This window comes from Pseudomonas sp. MM227 (assembly GCF_947090715.1).
GTDB classification, from domain to species: Bacteria; Pseudomonadota; Gammaproteobacteria; order Pseudomonadales; family Pseudomonadaceae; genus Aquipseudomonas; species Aquipseudomonas baltica.
In genome coordinates, this window is the sequence record NZ_OX352319.1 from 1,060,583 (window position 1) to 1,076,677 (window position 16,095).

The following is a 16,095-nucleotide window of genomic DNA, read 5'->3' on the forward strand; positions in this document are numbered from 1 at the left end:
CCGGGCCGGGGCGCGCTGACTAATGTCCATCGCATCGACTGCTCAGGCATGTGTCGATGTGCCCGTCTTTCCCGAATAACTACAATGACAAGAACAATAATGAACAGACCTGCCAACGCTGCAGGGGTGTGCCTGGATGTGCAGACCCTGATCAACGACCGACCGCTGTCGCGCTACCAATGGCGCGTGGTCATCCTGTGTTTCCTGATCGTCTTTCTCGATGGCCTGGACACCGCCGCCATGGGCTTCATCGCGCCCGCGCTGTCGCAGGAGTGGGGCATCGACCGGGCCAGCCTCGGGCCGGTGATGAGCGCCGCGCTGATTGGCATGGTGTTCGGCGCGCTGGGCTCCGGGCCCTTGGCCGACCGCTTCGGGCGCAAACTGGTGCTGGTTGGGGCGGTGCTGGTGTTTGGCGGGTTCAGCCTGGCATCGGCCTACAGCAGCAACGTCGATCAACTGCTGATCCTGCGCTTTCTCACCGGTTTGGGGCTGGGCGCAGGTATGCCCAACGCCACCACGCTGTTGTCCGAATACACCCCCGAACGCTTTCGTTCGCTGTTGGTGACCAGCATGTTCTGCGGTTTCAACCTGGGCATGGCCGGTGGCGGGTTCATGTCCGCCAAGCTGATTCCTGCCTTCGGCTGGCACAGCCTGCTGTTGCTCGGCGGTGTGCTGCCGCTGCTGCTGGCGGTGGTGCTGATGGTCTGGCTGCCCGAGTCGGCGCGGTACCTGGTGGTACGCAACAAAAGCGTGGAAAAAATCCGTCGTACCCTTGCACCGATAGACCCTGAGCAAGTGGCGCGGGCCGAGCGTTTCAGCGTTCCCGAACAGAAAACCGTCAAAGCGAGCAACGTCCTCGCCGTGATCTTTTCGGGCACCTACCGTGCCGGCACCTTGCTGCTGTGGCTGACCTACTTCATGGGTCTGGTGATCGTCTACCTGTTGACCAGCTGGCTGCCGACGCTGATGCGCGACAGCGGCGCGAGCCTCGAGCAGGCCGCCTTCATCGGCGCGCTGTTCCAGTTCGGCGGTGTACTGAGTGCCGTAGGCGTGGGTTGGGCGATGGACCGGTTCAACCCGCACAAGGTCATTGCCACGTTCTACCTGCTGGCTGGCGTATTCGCCTACGCGGTAGGGCAAAGCCTGGGCAGCATCACCGTGCTGGCGACGTTGGTGCTGATCGCCGGGATGTGCGTCAACGGTGCGCAGTCGGCGATGCCGTCGCTGGCCGCGCGGTTCTATCCGACACAGGGGCGCGCTACCGGTGTGTCGTGGATGCTGGGCATCGGCCGTTTCGGTGCAATCCTGGGTGCCTGGATGGGCGCGACACTGCTCGGCCTGGGCTGGGATTTCGAACAGGTGCTGACGGCGCTGGTCGTTCCCGCCGTGCTGGCCACCGTGGCCTTGTTGATCAAGAGCCGGGTCAGCCACGCCGACGCTACCTGAAGAACGCCGCTGTACTGTTCGATAATCGAACAGATAGTCGATAATCGGATTGTTCGTGTGAGGCTGGCGCCCTAACCTGTATGCCAGCTTCATTCAAACAAGATGGCTCACAGTACCGAGGAGTCCTGCCCACATGGCTGCAATTCTGTCGCTCACCGACGCGGTGAAGCAATTCGTCAACGATGGCGACACCATCGCGCTCGAAGGCTTCACCCACCTGATTCCAACCGCTGCAGGTCACGAGATCATTCGTCAAGGCAAGAAAGACCTTACGCTGGTGCGCATGACCCCCGACCTGATCTACGATCAGTTGATCGGCGCCGGTTGCGCTCGCAAGTTGATCTTCTCGTGGGGCGGCAACCCCGGTGTCGGTTCGCTGCATCGACTGCGCGACGCAGTCGAGAAGCAGTGGCCGCAAGCGCTGGAGATCGAAGAGCACAGCCATGCCGACCTGGCCAATGCTTATGTGGCCGGCGCCTCGGGCCTGCCGTTCGCGGTGTTGCGGGCCTACGCAGGCTCCGACTTGCCCAAGGTCAACCCGTTGATCAAAACGGTCACCTGCCCGTTCACTGGCGAAGTGCTGGCCGCTGTGCCTTCGGTCCGTCCAGACGTCACAGTGATCCATGCGCAGAAAGCCGACCGCAAGGGCAACGTGCTGCTGTGGGGCATCCTCGGCGTGCAGAAGGAGGCCGCCTTGGCCGCCAAGCGCTGCATCGTCACGGTGGAAGAAATCGTCGACGACCTGCAGGCCCCCATGAACTCCTGTGTACTGCCAACCTGGGCACTGACTGCGGTCTGCCACGTACCGGGTGGGGCACATCCGTCCTACGCCCACGGCTACACCGAGCGCGACAACGTGTTCTACCAGGCCTGGGACCCTATCGCGCGAGACCGGCAGACCTTTACCGCCTGGATCGACACCTACATCCGTGGCACCCAGAACTTCAGCGAATACCAGGCGAAACTGGCCAGCGCAGCGCAGGTGACCCCATGACTTACTCCACCAACGAGATGATGACCGTCGCGGCTGCGCGGCGCTTGCGCAACGGCGCGGTGTGCTTCGTCGGCATCGGCCTGCCGTCCAAGGCCGCCAACCTGGCCCGTCTGACCTCCTCGCCGGACGTGGTGCTGATCTACGAATCCGGTCCGATTGGCGCTAAACCCACCGTGCTGCCCTTGTCCATCGGCGATGGCGAACTGGCAGAAACCGCCGACACGGTGGTGCCGACGGGTGAGATCTTCCGCTACTGGCTGCAGGGTGGACGTATCGACGTCGGCTTCCTCGGCGCCGCCCAGGTCGACCGTTTCGGCAACATCAACACCACCGTGGTGGGCGACTATCATCAGCCCAAGGTACGCCTGCCGGGCGCTGGCGGAGCGCCTGAAATCGCCGGTTCAGCCAAGAGCGTGCTGATCATCCTCAAGCAGTCGCACCGCAGCTTCGTCGAGAAGCTCGATTTTCTCACGTCGGTGGGCCATGGTGACGGCGGCGACTCGCGCAAGCGCCTGGGCCTGCCGGGCCAAGGCCCGGTCGGGATCATCACCGACCTGTGCATCATGGAACCGGAAGCCGGCACCAACGAGTTCGTGGTCACCTCCATCCACCCCGGTGTGACCCGCGAGCAGATCAGTGCTGCCACCGGCTGGAAGGTCCGCTTCGCCGACGACGTGCAGACCACGGCCGAGCCCGACACCACCGAACTGGAGGCGTTGCGCGCCCTGGAAGCACGCACCGCGGCCGCCCATGGCCAAGCGCCGGGAGAAGCATGATGCGTGACGTATTCATTTGCGATGCGGTACGTACGCCCATCGGTCGCTTTGGCGGCAGCTTGGCCAACGTGCGTGCCGACGACCTCGCCGCCGTGCCGATCAAGGCGTTGCTCGAGCGTAACCCGACGGTGGATTGGGCGCAGGTCAACGAAGTGTTCATGGGCTGCGCCAATCAGGCGGGCGAAGACAACCGCAACGTCGCACGCATGGCGCTGCTGCTGGCCGGCCTGCCCGAGGGCGTGCCGGGCGTGACCCTCAACCGCTTGTGTGCTTCGGGCATGGATGCGGTGGGCACGGCGTTCCGCGCCATTGCCAGTGGCGAGATGGAGCTGGCGATTGCCGGTGGTGTTGAATCGATGTCGCGCGCACCCTTCGTCATGGGCAAGGCCGACGCCGGTTTTTCCCGCAACATGAAGCTGGAAGACACCACCATCGGTTGGCGCTTCATCAACCCGCTGATGAAGGCCCGATACGGCGTCGATGCGATGCCGCAGACCGCTGACAACGTGGCGGACGATTACCGGGTTTCCCGTGAGGACCAGGACGCCTTCGCCGTGCGCAGCCAGCAGCGTACCGCGACCGCCCAGGCGGCGGGGTTCTTCGCCGAGGAAATCGTACCGGTGCGCATTCCCGGCAAGAAGGGCGACACCGTGGTCGAGCAGGACGAGCATCCACGTGCCGATACCACCCTGGAAACCCTGGCCAGGCTCAAGCCGGTCAACGGCGCCGACAAGAGCGTGACCGCAGGCAATGCTTCGGGTGTCAACGACGGCGCCGCCGCCATGATTCTCGCCAGCGCCGAGGCAGTGCAGAAGCATGGCCTGACGGCCCGTGGCCGGGTGCTGGGCATGGCCAGTGCCGGGGTGGCGCCACGGGTGATGGGCGTCGGTCCGGTACCGGCAGTGCGCAAGCTGCTGGAACGCCTGAACCTGACGGTCGAAGACTTCGACGTGATCGAGCTTAACGAAGCGTTCGCCAGCCAGGGCCTGGCCGTGCTGCGCGAGCTGGGGCTGGCGGACGACGCGGCGCAGGTCAATCCCAACGGCGGGGCGATTGCCTTGGGGCACCCATTGGGCATGAGCGGGGCGCGGCTGGTGTTGACCGCGCTGCATCAGTTGGAAAAAAGTGGCGGCAAGCGCGGGCTGGCGACGATGTGTGTGGGGGTAGGGCAGGGTCTGGCGTTGGCGATCGAGCGGGTTTGAGGGGGCTTCACTGGCCTATTCGCGGGCAGAGGGCTCGCCGCCCGCCCCGCTCCCACAGAAAAGCCCTCTCCCACATAGATCAAATGTTCTTGTGGGAGCAGGCTCCTGTGGGAGCGGGCTCTGCCCGCGAATAGGCCATCAAGCCATCTTCCCTGTATCAAGCAGCCACCTGACTTGTGCCTGAGGTTGTAACAGGTTATGTCTAGCCTTTACTGACCTCAATGAGAACTAAAACATGACAACAGTTCATTACACCGGTGAGGAGCGCAAGAAGCGCATATTCGCGATCGTCGGCGCTTCATCGGGCAACCTGGTGGAGTGGTTCGACTTCTATGTCTACGCCTTCTGCGCCATTTATTTCGCCCCAGCCTTCTTTCCTTCCGACGATCCAACCGTGCAACTGGTCAACACCGCCGGAGTGTTCGCCGCAGGCTTTCTGATGCGGCCGATCGGTGGCTGGCTGTTCGGCCGCGTGGCCGACAAGCATGGCCGCAAGAACTCCATGATGATCTCGGTGCTGATGATGTGCGCTGGCTCGCTGGTGATCGCCTGCCTGCCGACCTACGCCACCATCGGTGTCTGGGCACCGATCATCCTGTTGCTGGCCCGGCTGTTCCAGGGTCTGTCGGTGGGCGGTGAATACGGCACCACGGCGACCTACATGTCCGAAGTCGCCCTGCGTGGCCAGCGTGGTTTCTTCGCGTCGTTCCAATACGTGACGTTGATCGGCGGGCAACTGCTGGCTGTGCTGACCGTGGTCATCCTTCAGCAGTTTCTCGACGAGCAGGAACTGCGGGCCTGGGGCTGGCGCATTCCGTTTTTCGTCGGTGCCGTCGCCGCGATCATCTCGCTGTTGTTGCGCCGTACGCTGAAGGAAACCAGCACCGCCGAAACGCGCAACGACAAGGACGCCGGCAGCATCGCCGGGCTGTTCAAGAATCACAGCGCAGCCTTCATCACCGTATTGGGCTACACCGCCGGCGGCTCGCTGATTTTCTACACTTTCACCACCTACATGCAGAAGTACCTGGTCAATACCGCAGGCATGCATGCCAAGACCGCCAGCCTGATCATGACCGGCGCGCTGTTCCTGTACATGTGCATGCAGCCGCTGTTCGGCATGCTCGCCGACCGCATCGGCCGACGCACCTCTATGCTCTGGTTCGCCGGGCTCGGTACCTTGTGCACCCTGCCGATCCTCATGGCATTGAAGACCGTCACCAGCCCGTTCCTGGCCTTCGTGCTGATCACCCTGGCGCTGGCCATCGTCAGCTTCTACACCTCGATCAGTGGCCTGGTCAAAGCCGAGATGTTCCCGCCGCAAGTGCGCGCCCTGGGCGTCGGCCTGGCCTACGCGGTGGCCAACGCGGTGTTTGGCGGTTCTGCAGAATTCGTCGCCTTGAACCTGAAGAACATGGGCAACGAAAACGCGTTCTACTGGTACGTCACGGTGATGATGGCCATCGCCTTCCTGTTCAGCCTGCGTCTGCCCAAGCAGCCCAAGTACCTGCATACCGACCATTAAACCCAGGGGCGCGCCATCGCTGGCGCGCCCTTGCAGGGGAGCTCCATGAACCAACCGCCGAACAATCAGTTGTTCGATGTCTACTTCACCGCCCCGGCCATGCGCCAGATCTTCTGCGACCATGGCCGGGTGCAGGGCATGCTCGATTTCGAAGCCGCGCTGGCTCGCGCCCAGGCGCGGGTCGGTGTGATCCCCAGCGCGGCAGTCGCTCCCATAGAGGCCGCGTGCAAGGCCCAGCTATACGACTTCCAGGCCTTGGCGCAGGCCATTGCCAGTGCTGGCAACTCGGCCATCCCCTTGGTCAAGATGCTCGGCAAGATCATTTCCGCCACCGACGCCGAGGCCGAGCGCTACGTGCATCTGGGGGCGACCAGCCAGGATGTCATGGACACCGGGCTGGTCCTGCAGCTGCTGGCGGCAGTTGAGCTGATCGAATCCGACCTGCGCCTGCTGACCGACGCCCTGAGCCTGCAGGCTCGCCGCCATGCGGCCACGGTGATGCCCGGACGAACCTGGCTGCAACACGCCACACCCGTCACCCTGGGCATGAAGATCGCTGGCTGGCTCGGCGCCCTGACCCGCAGCCGGCAGCGCCTGCGCGAGCTCAGGCCGCGGCTGGCCTGCCTGCAGTTCGGCGGTGCCTCGGGCACCCTGGCCGCCCTCGGCGATCGAGCCATGCCGGTGGCCCAGGCGCTGGCCGAGGAACTGCACCTGAATCTGCCCGAGCAGCCTTGGCATACCCAACGCGACCGACTGGTCGAGCTGGCCTCGGTGCTGGGCTTGTTGGCCGGCAGTCTGGGCAAGCTGGGGCGTGATATCAGCCTGCTGATGCAGACCGAGGCGGCGGAAGTCTTCGAACCTTCGGCACCGGGAAAGGGCGGTTCCTCGACCATGCCGCACAAGCGCAATCCGGTCGGTGCGGCGGTGCTCATTGGCGCTGCCACCCGGGTGCCGGGCCTGCTGGCCACGATGTTCAGCGCGATGCCGCAGGAACACGAGCGCAGCCTGGGGCTGTGGCACGCCGAATGGGAAACGCTGCCGGAGATCTGCTGCCTGGTGTCCGGCGCGCTGCAGCAGGCGCTGGCCATCGCCGACGGCATGCAGGTCGACGATGGGCGCATGCTGGCGAACCTGGAACTGACTCACGGCCTGGTGCTGGCCGAAGCTGTGAGCATCGTGCTGGCCCAGCGGATCGGTCGCGACCGCGCCCATCATGTGCTGGAGCAGTGCTGCAAACAGGCCGTCGCCCAGGGCCGGCATCTGCGCGCGGTGCTCGGCGACGAGCCGCAGGTCACCGAGCATTTGGACGCCAATGAACTGGACCGTCTGCTGGACCCTTCGCATTACCTGGGCCAGGCCCGGGTCTGGGTCGAACGGGCGGTCGCCGAACACGATCTTTTGAATGCGTGAGGAGATGAGCGTGGCACAGGTACAACTCGCCGACGGCGAACTCGATTACAGTCTGCAAGGCCCCGAGGACAAGCCGGTACTGGTTCTGTCCAACTCGCTGGGCACCGACCGGCACATGTGGGACAGCCAGATGGCCGCCTTCACCGAGCATTTCCAGGTGCTGCGCTACGACACCCGTGGCCATGGCCAATCCCTGGTCTCCCCTGGCACCTATACCGTCGAGCAACTGGGCGGCGACGTGCTGGCGTTGCTCGATGCCCTGCACCTGGAGAAGGTGCATTTCTGCGGGCTGTCCATGGGCGGCCTGATCGGCCAATGGCTGGGGATCAACGCCGGCGAGCGCCTGCACAAGCTGGTGATCTGCAACACGGCGGCAAAAATTGGCACCCAGGACGTCTGGAACCCCCGGATCGAAATGGTCCTTGGGCAGGGCGAGGCGGCCATGCAGTCGCTGCGCGACGCCTCCATCGCGCGCTGGTTCACCCCGGCGTTCGCCGAAGCCAACCCGGGCGAAACCCGGCGCATCACCGACATGCTCGCGGCCACTTCGCCCCAAGGCTACGCCGCCAACTGCGCGGCCGTGCGCGACGCCGATTTCCGCGAGCAGTTGGGCGCTATCGTGGTACCACTGCTGGTGATCGCAGGCACCGAGGACGCTGTGACCACGCCCGCCGACGCGCAATTCATCGTCGAGCAGGTGGCCGGTGCGCAGTACGCCGAGTTTGCCGCAGCGCATTTGTCCAACGTTGAAGTCGGTGCGCCTTTCAGTGCCCGCGTCGTCGAATTTCTGTTGCGCTGAAGGAGCACGTCCATGGACGAAAAAGAACGCTACGAAGAAGGCCTGAAAGTCAGGCGAGCGGTGTTGGGCGATGCCCACGTGGAACGCAGCCTGAACAACCTGACCGAGTTCAACAGCGAGTTCCAGGAGATGATCACCCGCCATGCGTGGGGCGATATCTGGACCCGTCCGGGCCTGCCGCGGCATACCCGCAGCCTGGTCACCATCGCCATGCTGATCGGCATGAATCGCAACGACGAGCTCAAGCTGCACTTGCGTGCGGCGGCAAGCAACGGTGTCACCCGTGAAGAGATCAAGGAAGTCTTGATGCAGAGCGCCATCTATTGTGGCATTCCAGCGGCCAACGCGACGTTTCACCTGGCCGAATCGGTATGGGATGAGCTGGGCGTCGAATCGCGCCAGTGACGCCCGAATGGGCCGGTGCGGGCGGCATGCCCGTCACCGGCGCGAGAGTTACAGAATGCTCAGCGGATAGCTGACGATCACCCGGTTTTCGTCGAACTCGCTGGTGCTGTAGTCGCGGCGCATGGTCGAGTTGCGCCAGCGCATGTTCAGGCTCTTGAAGGTGCCCGACTGCACGGTGTAGGCCAGTTCGGTTTCGCGGCCCCATTCCTTGCCGTCGGTGACGGTGGCGGTGTGCACATTGTCGCCGCTGATGTAGCGGTTCATCAGGGTCAGCCCCGGTACGCCCACGCCGGCGAAGTTGAAGTCATGGCGCAACTGCCAGGATTTCTCCTTGGCGTTCTCGTAGCTGGAGTTGTAGCTGTCGTTGGCCAGGGTGCCGCCACTGGTGCCGTTGACGCGCATCCAGCCATTGTCGCCGGTGACTTTCTGCAGACCGACATAGAAGGTGTTGCTGCCGTACTTGGCCGACAGCAGCGCCGACCAGGTCTTGTTGTCCAGGTCACCGGCCCGTGCGCTGCCGTCCTCCTTGCCATGGAAGAAGCCCAGGTTGGCACCCAGGGTCCAGTCGCCCAAGGGCTGGCTGTGGAGAATCTGCAGGTACTGCTGCTGGTAGATGTCCTTGAGCTCGGCATTCCACAGGCCGACCAGGGTGTTCTTGCCGTTGAAGGTGTACTCGCCACCGACGAAATTGAAGCGGTCGGAAGTGATGCCGGCGCGGCCCTGCAGGAACATGTCCTCCATGCTGGCGTCGTTGCGCGGGCTGTTCTTGCGGAACTGGCCGCCGTATAGCGTCAGGCCGTCGATTTCCTGGGAGGTGACCTGTCCGCCCTGGAAAGTCTGCGGCAGCGAGCGCCCGTCATCCGAGCGCAGGATAGGCAGCACCGGCATCCATTCACCGACCTTGAGCACGGTCTTGGATATCTTGGCCTTGGCGGCCACACCCAACCGACCGAAATCGTCGGCCGGGTCATTGCCGTCATGCACAGGCAACAACTGCGTGCCATAGGTACCACGGCCGCCGTCGAGCTTGACCGAGTACATGCCCAGCACGTCCACACCGAAGCCGACCATGCCTTGGGTGTAGCCGGACTTGGCATCGAGAATGAAGCTTTGGGTCCATTCCTCGGACTTGCTCTGCGGGAAGGCCGGGTTGGTGTGATTGCGGTTGAAGTAGAAGTTGCGCAGGTTCAGCCCTACCTTGGCGTCCTCCAGGAAGCCGGACTCGGCCGCAAAGGAGGGCAGGGCGGCCGTGGCAACGGTCAGCGCAATCAGGTTGGGCAACAGACGGGGTGAACGACGGAAGTGCTGGCGCATGGGGTAAACCTATTGTTATTGATTTTATGATTGACGCACGCTTGTACGAGCAGGTCATGCATGTTTCTAAGTGTTGCGCGGATGGTGCGTTGGGGTGACGCCCGATTCAACCGACCGCACGGGAATACGTGCGATAACCGAACACTAACTAACTGGTTAATAACAAGTCAGTTATCTGGTCATCAGACCACTATTGCTCAAGATTGAACTTTCGGCCAGTCCCGTGTGACATTTTCTTCAGGGGCTACCCTGTTCGTGCCGACGTCGCCGCCTGACCTGCATAAAAAAACCACCGCAGGCGGTGGTTTTTTCTTGCAACGTTGCGCTTCAGCTTTTCGGCGCCTGCGCTGGCTGTGCCAACTGGGCCTGGCCCGTACGCTCGTACCAGCCGCCACCCAGGGCCTTGTACAGATTGACCTCGCTGGTCAGCTGCGAAAGCCGGTCGGTGATCAGCGATTGCTGGGCACTGAACAGCGAGCGCTGGGCATCGAGGAAGGTCAGGTTGCTGTCGATACCGATCCGATAGCGACGCTCTGCCAGACGGTAGTAATCCTGGTTGGCCTGTACCGAGTCACGCTGGGCCTGCAACTGCTCGTTGTAGGTCTTGCGTGCGGCGAGGCCGTCGGACACTTCCTGGAAGGCCGTTTGAATGACCTTCTCGTAGTTGGCGATGTTGATGTCCTTCTGGATCTTCGAGTAGTCCAGGCTTGCACGCAGCGCACCGGCGTTGAAGATCGGCAGGCTGATGCTGGGCGAGAACAACCAGCTGCCGGAACCGGCGTCGAACAGGCCGGACAACTGGCGGCTCGAAGTGCCGGCGTTGGCGGTCAGGCTGATGCTGGGGAAGAACGCTGCGCGAGCCGCGCCGATGTTGGCGTTGGCAGCGAGCAAGGCGTGCTCGGCTTCGAGGATGTCCGGGCGCCGGGTCAGCAGCTGCGACGGCATGCCTGCAGGTACTTCGCTGAGCAGGTCGGCATCCAGGCCACGGGCTTCGGGCAGGTCCACCGGAATGCGCGTGCCCAGCAGCATGGTCAGGCTGTTGCGGTCCTGGGCCACCTGGCGGTGGTAGCGGGCCAGACTGACGCGGGCGGTTTCCACCGCGGTGCGCGCCTGGCTCAGGTCCAGGGCCGAGGACACGCCCACTTCGGTGCTGCGGCTGGTCAGCTTGAGGCTCTGCTCGAACGCGCCCAGGGTGTCCTGGGTCAGCTTCAGCAGCGCCTGGTCGGCCTGCCAGGTCAGGTAGGCATTGGCCACGTTGGCCACCAGGCTGATCTGGGTGGAACGACGTGCCTCTTCGCTGGACAGGTAGGTCTGCAGCGCCTGTTCGTTGAGGCTGCGGATGCGGCCCCACAGGTCCAGTTCATAGGCGCTGACGCCCAGGGTGACCCCGTACTGGCTGGAGATGCCCGACTCGCCAAGCTGCGACAGGTCGGCCGGTGTGCGCTGACGCGTACCGGTGCCGTCGGCGTTGATCGCCGGGAACAGATCGGCGCGCTGGATGCGGTACTGCGCCCGGTAGGCCTCGATGTTCAGGGCCGCCACGCGCAGGTCGCGGTTGTTCTCCAGCGCCACCTGCACCAGGCGCTCGAGCGCCGGGTCGGTGAAGAACTGCCGCCAGCCTTGCTCGGCCGCAGCCACTTCGGCCGCATCGGCGGGCGCGTAGGCCTCGCCTTGCGGAAACTGCTCGGCCACTGGCAGGGCAGGCTGCTGGTACTCGGGGATCATCGAGCAGCCGCCGAGCACGAAGGCGGCGACAGCGATGGATATCAGTGACTTGCTCATTGGCCAGCCTCTTCGTGTGTAATGGCTTTGTCGTTGCCCTTGTCCTTCTCGTGTTCCTTGTCGTATTTGCTCTTGAACATCGACGACACGGCCACGTAGAACATCGGCACCCAGAAGATTGCCAGGACGGTGGCGGTGATCATACCGCCGATCACCCCGGTACCGATTGCATGTTGGCTGCCCGAACCTGCGCCGCTGGAAATCGCCAGCGGGACAACGCCGAGGATGAACGCCAGGGACGTCATGATGATCGGCCGCAGACGCATGCGGCATGCCTCGGCTGCTGCATCGACCAGGCTCTTGCCCTGTTCGTGCAGTTCCTTGGCGAACTCGACGATCAGAATGGCGTTCTTCGCCGCCAACCCTACCGTGACCAACAGGCCCACCTGGAAGAACACGTCGTTGGACAAGCCGCGCATGCTGGTGGCGATCAGCGCACCGATCACACCCAGCGGCACCACCAGGAGCACCGCGATCGGGATCGACCAGCTTTCGTACAGGGCTGCCAGACAGAGGAACACGAACAGCAGCGAGATCGCATAGAGCGCCGGGGCTTGCGAGCCGGACAGACGTTCTTCGTACGACAGGCCGGTGAACGAGTAGCCGATGCCATCAGGCAGTTTCTTCGCCAGCGCCTCGACCTCGGCCATGGCATCACCCGAGCTGTAGCCCGGTGCCGGCGTACCCAGGATCTCCATCGCCGCCACGCCGTTGTAACGCGAGAGTTTGGGCGAACCGTAGATCCATTCACCGGTGGCGATGGCCGACAGCGGCACCATGGTCCCGGAGTCGTTGCGCACGTACCACTTGTTCAGGTCTTCGGGGGTCATCCGCGCTGCCGCTTCGCCCTGCACATAGACCTTCTTCACCCGACCGCGGTCGATGAAGTCGTTGACGTAGCTACCGCCCAAAGCGATGGACAGGGTCTGGTTGATGGTCGACAAGGTGATGCCCAGGGCACTGGCCTTCTCGTCATCCACGGTGAGCTGGTACTGCGGCTCGTCGTTCAGGCCGTTGGGACGCACGCCCGCCAGGATCTTGCTCTGGGCGGCCATGCCGAGGAACTGGTTACGTGCCTCCAGCAGTTTTTCGTGGCCAACCCCGCCCTGATCCTGCAGGTAGAAGTCGAAGCCCGATGCGTTACCCAGTTCCAATACCGAAGGCGGGACCACGGCGAAGACCATGGCATCGCGGAAGCTGGCGAAATGCTTCTGCGCCCGCTCGGCGATCTTGAACACAGTCGTCTCGGCGTCGCGCTCACCCCAGGGTTTGAGCATGACGAACGCCAGGCCCGAACTCTGGCCACGACCGGCGAAGTTGAAGCCGTTGACACTGAACACCGACTTCACACCGGCGCCTTCGCCGTTTTCCCCATCCAGCAGGAAGGTGCGCATCTCGTCGATGACCTTCTGCGTCCGCTCGGCCGAGGAGCCTGCAGGCGTCTGCACCTGGGCGAAAATCACGCCCTGGTCTTCTTCAGGCAGGAACGCCGAGGGGATGCGGGTGAACAGGAAGATCATGCCAGCGAAAATGATCAGATAAACGATGAACGCCGGCAGCTTGTGCGTGACCATGCGCTTCACGCCGTTCTCGTAGCTGACCACGCTGCGGTCGAAGGTTCGGTTGAACCAGCCGAAGAACCCACGCTTGGGTTGGCCGTGTTTTTCCGGATCGATCGGCTTGAGCATGGTGGCGCACAATGCCGGGGTGAAGATCAGCGCGACCAGTACCGACAGCGCCATGGCCGAAACGATGGTGATCGAGAACTGTTTGTAGATCACACCGGTGGAGCCGCCGAAGAAGGCCATCGGCAGCAGTACCGCCGAGAGCACCATGGCGATACCGACAAGCGCGCCCTGGATCTGCTCCATGGACTTCTTGGTCGCCTCCTTGGGCGACAGGTGCTCCTCCGCCATGACCCGCTCGACGTTCTCCACCACCACGATCGCATCGTCCACCAATAGTCCGATGGCCAGGATCATGCCGAACATGGTCAAGGTATTGATGGTGAAACCGAACGCGGCGAGGATGCCGAAGGTGCCGAGCAGTACCACCGGTACCGTCATGGTCGTGATGACCGTGGCGCGGAAGTTCTGCAGGAACAGGTACATCACCAGGAACACCAGCACGATCGCTTCGATCAGCGTGTGCACGACGCCGGAAATCGACTCGGTCACGGTCGGCGTGGTGTCATACGGGTAAACCACTTTCATGCCTGGCGGAAAGAACGGCTCCAGGTTGGCCACGGTGGCACGGATCGCCTTGGCGGTGTCCAGTGCGTTGGCGCCCGAGGCCAGCTTGATCGCCATGCCCGAGGCCGGCTTGCCGTTGAACTGGGCGTCGATGCTGTAGCTCTGGCCGCCCAGGGCGATGCGTGCAACGTCCTTGAGACGTACCTGCGAACCGTCAGCGTCGACCTTGAGCAGAATGTTGCCGAACTGCTCGGCGGTCTGCAGGCGGGTCTTGCCGATGATGGTGGCGTTGAGCTGGGTGCCAGGCACGGCCGGCAGGCCGCCGAGCTGACCGGTAGCGATCTGCACGTTCTGCGCGCTGATCGCGGCGCTGATTTCCACCGGTGTCAGTTGATACTTGTTCAGCTTGGCCGGGTCCAGCCAGATGCGCATGGCGTACTGCGAACCGAACACCTGGAAGTCGCCCACGCCCGAGGTCCGCGAGATCGGATCCTGGATGTTGGAGACGATGTAGTTGGACAAGTCTTCACGGGTCAGCGTGTCGTCTTCGGCCACCAGGCCGATCACCAACAGGAAGTTCTTCACCGACTTGGTCACGCGCAGGCCCTGTTGCTGCACTTCCTGCGGCAACAGTGGGGTGGCCAGGTTGAGCTTGTTCTGCACCTGCACCTGGGCGATGTCGGGGTTGGTGCCCTGGTTGAAGGTCACGCTGATGGTCATGCTGCCGTCGGAGTTGCTCTCCGAGGAAACGTAACGCAGGTTGTCGATACCGTTGAGCTGCTGCTCGATGATCTGTACCACGGTGTCCTGCACGGTCTGTGCGGACGCACCTGGGTAGGTGACCTGGATGTCGATGGCGGTCGGCGCGATGGCCGGGTATTGGTTGATGGGCAGCTTGAGAATGGCCAGCCCACCCACCAGCATGATCACCAGGGCAAGTACCCAGGCGAAAATGGGTCGGTCGATAAAGAATTTAGACATCGATCACTCACCTTTGCCGTTGGCGGCAGGGGCGGACTGTTCAGGAGTCAGGTTGCCAGCATCCTTGACGGTCACATCGGCACCCGGCTTGACGTATTGCAGACCTTCGGTGATCAAGCGATCGCCGGCGTTAAGGCCCTTTTCGATCACCCAATAGGCGCCATCGGTGCGATTGGCCACCAGCTGACGCTGCTCGACCTTGTTGTCCTTGTTGACGATCAAGGCGGTCGGGGTGCCCTTCAGGTCACGCGTCACGCCTTGCTGGGGCGCCAGGATGGCTTCGCTGCGCACACCGGCCTGCAGCTTGGCGTGCACGAACATGCCGGGCAGCAGCACGTGTTCCGGGTTGGGGAACACGGCGCGCAGGGTCACCGAGCCTGTGGCTTGATCGACCGACACTTCGGAGAACTCCAGCTTGCCGGCCTGGGCGTACTCGCTGCCATCTTCCAGGGTCAGCTTGACCGAGGCGGCGTTGTCGCCGGCCTTTTGCAGCTTGCCGCTGTCGAGGTCGCGTCGCAGCCGCAGCATTTCGGCGGACGACTGTGTCACGTCGACGTAGATCGGGTCCAGTTGCTGGATGGTCGCCAGGGCGTTGGTCTGGCCATTGGTCACCAGTGCGCCTTCGGTCACGTCGGAACGGCCGATGCGGCCCGAGATCGGCGCCATCACCTTGGTGTAGCGCAGGTCGATCTGCGCGCTCTTCACCGAGGCCTCTGCCTGCAGCTGCTGCGAGCGTGCATTGTCGTATTCCTGGCGGCTGACGGCTTGCTCGTCGATCAGCTGCTTGTAGCGCCCGGCCAGCGACTTGGCCGACTCAAGCGTCGCCTGGGAGCTGCCCAGCGTAGCCTCGTACACCGACGGGTCGATCTGGTAGAGCTGCTGCCCGGCCTTGACCTCGGTGCCTTCCTTGAACAGACGCTTGAGGATGATCCCGTTGACCTGCGGCCGTACTTCGGCCACGCGGTACGCGGTGGTCCGGCCCGGCAGTTCGCTGGTCAATGTGTAGGGTTGGGTTTTCAGGGTAACCACGCCGACCTGAGGAGCTTGCTGAGCCTGTTGCGGGGCTGCTTCTTCCTTTTTGTCACAGCCGCTGAGCAAGGTTGCCAGGGCGACGGCGGATACCAGAGCGGTAACAACTGGCTTGAATTGCATGAAGATCCTCGGGTCGTGAGCGCGGGGGAGGGCTCAAGAATAGTGGAAAGGTAAAAAAATGTTACGACTGGATTAATAGCTTACTAACGAATATACTTACATTCGTGGTTGTTTGTA

General features: G+C 63.2%; 12 protein-coding genes. 8 read left to right on the forward strand and 4 right to left on the reverse strand.

Translation table 11 applies throughout. The annotated features are described in order from the left end of the window. The first annotated feature begins 99 nt into the window (after positions 1-99). The 8 genes from ONG87_RS04770 to pcaC all read left to right on the forward strand — a co-directional run bounded on the left by ONG87_RS04770 (position 100) and on the right by pcaC (position 8,557). A complete protein-coding gene (locus ONG87_RS04770; RefSeq protein WP_264382305.1) occupies positions 100-1,446 on the forward strand; it encodes an MFS transporter in 1,347 nt (448 codons plus the stop codon). Between the two features lie 133 nt (positions 1,447-1,579). Next, positions 1,580-2,440: a CoA transferase subunit A gene (locus tag ONG87_RS04775; RefSeq protein ID WP_192136989.1), complete on the forward strand. Its 861-nt coding sequence runs from the start codon at positions 1,580-1,582 to the stop codon at positions 2,438-2,440. Then, a complete protein-coding gene (locus ONG87_RS04780) occupies positions 2,437-3,216 on the forward strand; it encodes a CoA-transferase subunit beta (protein WP_122479414.1) in 780 nt (259 codons plus the stop codon). Before ONG87_RS04775 ends, ONG87_RS04780 begins: the two co-directional genes overlap by 4 nt. Next, positions 3,213-4,418 carry a 3-oxoadipyl-CoA thiolase gene (gene pcaF, locus ONG87_RS04785; protein ID WP_264382306.1) on the forward strand — a complete coding sequence of 402 codons (1,206 nt, stop codon included), beginning with the start codon at positions 3,213-3,215 and terminating at the stop codon, positions 4,416-4,418. The genes ONG87_RS04780 and pcaF overlap by 4 nt, the downstream gene beginning before the upstream one ends. 235 nt (positions 4,419-4,653) lie before the next feature. Next, the gene (locus ONG87_RS04790) at positions 4,654-5,943 is read left to right on the forward strand and encodes an MFS family transporter (RefSeq protein WP_122479412.1); all 1,290 of its coding nucleotides are present in this window, start codon (positions 4,654-4,656) and stop codon (positions 5,941-5,943) included. Positions 5,944-5,988: 45 nt separating this feature from the next. Beyond that, a complete protein-coding gene (locus ONG87_RS04795; RefSeq protein WP_264382307.1) occupies positions 5,989-7,353 on the forward strand; it encodes a 3-carboxy-cis,cis-muconate cycloisomerase in 1,365 nt (454 codons plus the stop codon). Between the two features lie 10 nt (positions 7,354-7,363). Then, positions 7,364-8,152 (forward strand): 3-oxoadipate enol-lactonase, encoded by a 789-nt coding sequence (gene pcaD / locus ONG87_RS04800; RefSeq protein WP_264382308.1) that lies wholly within the window; start codon positions 7,364-7,366, stop codon positions 8,150-8,152. A gap of 12 nt (positions 8,153-8,164) precedes the next feature. Beyond that, positions 8,165-8,557: a 4-carboxymuconolactone decarboxylase gene (pcaC, locus tag ONG87_RS04805; RefSeq protein WP_122479410.1), complete on the forward strand. Its 393-nt coding sequence runs from the start codon at positions 8,165-8,167 to the stop codon at positions 8,555-8,557. 48 nt (positions 8,558-8,605) lie between these two features. Here pcaC and ONG87_RS04810 read toward each other — a convergent pair whose 3' ends face one another. From ONG87_RS04810 to ONG87_RS04825, 4 genes are all read right to left on the reverse strand, one after another. Continuing rightward, positions 8,606-9,871 (reverse strand): OprD family porin, encoded by a 1,266-nt coding sequence (locus ONG87_RS04810; RefSeq protein ID WP_122479409.1) that lies wholly within the window; start codon positions 9,869-9,871, stop codon positions 8,606-8,608. A 327-nt stretch (positions 9,872-10,198) separates the two neighbouring features. Next, a complete protein-coding gene (locus ONG87_RS04815; RefSeq protein WP_122479408.1) occupies positions 10,199-11,653 on the reverse strand; it encodes an AdeC/AdeK/OprM family multidrug efflux complex outer membrane factor in 1,455 nt (484 codons plus the stop codon). Next, the gene (locus tag ONG87_RS04820; protein ID WP_122479407.1) at positions 11,650-14,826 is read right to left on the reverse strand and encodes an efflux RND transporter permease subunit; all 3,177 of its coding nucleotides are present in this window, start codon (positions 14,824-14,826) and stop codon (positions 11,650-11,652) included. Before ONG87_RS04820 ends, ONG87_RS04815 begins: the two co-directional genes overlap by 4 nt. 3 nt (positions 14,827-14,829) lie before the next feature. Continuing rightward, a complete protein-coding gene (locus ONG87_RS04825; protein ID WP_122479406.1) occupies positions 14,830-15,978 on the reverse strand; it encodes an efflux RND transporter periplasmic adaptor subunit in 1,149 nt (382 codons plus the stop codon). Between the last annotated feature and the right edge of the window lie 117 nt (positions 15,979-16,095).

What these genes read in the sequence shown, in the direction of transcription:
- ONG87_RS04770 (WP_264382305.1), top strand. Translation starts at nt 100, where the DNA reads ATGAACAGACCTGCCAACGCTGCAGGGGTGTGCCTGGATGTGCAGACC.
- ONG87_RS04775 (WP_192136989.1), top strand. Translation starts at nt 1,580, where the DNA reads ATGGCTGCAATTCTGTCGCTCACCGACGCGGTGAAGCAATTCGTCAAC.
- ONG87_RS04780 (WP_122479414.1), top strand. Translation starts at nt 2,437, where the DNA reads ATGACTTACTCCACCAACGAGATGATGACCGTCGCGGCTGCGCGGCGC.
- pcaF (WP_264382306.1), top strand. Translation starts at nt 3,213, where the DNA reads ATGATGCGTGACGTATTCATTTGCGATGCGGTACGTACGCCCATCGGT.
- ONG87_RS04790 (WP_122479412.1), top strand. Translation starts at nt 4,654, where the DNA reads ATGACAACAGTTCATTACACCGGTGAGGAGCGCAAGAAGCGCATATTC.
- ONG87_RS04795 (WP_264382307.1), top strand. Translation starts at nt 5,989, where the DNA reads ATGAACCAACCGCCGAACAATCAGTTGTTCGATGTCTACTTCACCGCC.
- pcaC (WP_122479410.1), top strand. Translation starts at nt 8,165, where the DNA reads ATGGACGAAAAAGAACGCTACGAAGAAGGCCTGAAAGTCAGGCGAGCG.
- ONG87_RS04810 (WP_122479409.1), bottom strand. Translation starts at nt 9,871, where the DNA reads ATGCGCCAGCACTTCCGTCGTTCACCCCGTCTGTTGCCCAACCTGATT.
- ONG87_RS04815 (WP_122479408.1), bottom strand. Translation starts at nt 11,653, where the DNA reads ATGAGCAAGTCACTGATATCCATCGCTGTCGCCGCCTTCGTGCTCGGC.
- ONG87_RS04820 (WP_122479407.1), bottom strand. Translation starts at nt 14,826, where the DNA reads ATGTCTAAATTCTTTATCGACCGACCCATTTTCGCCTGGGTACTTGCC.
- ONG87_RS04825 (WP_122479406.1), bottom strand. Translation starts at nt 15,978, where the DNA reads ATGCAATTCAAGCCAGTTGTTACCGCTCTGGTATCCGCCGTCGCCCTG.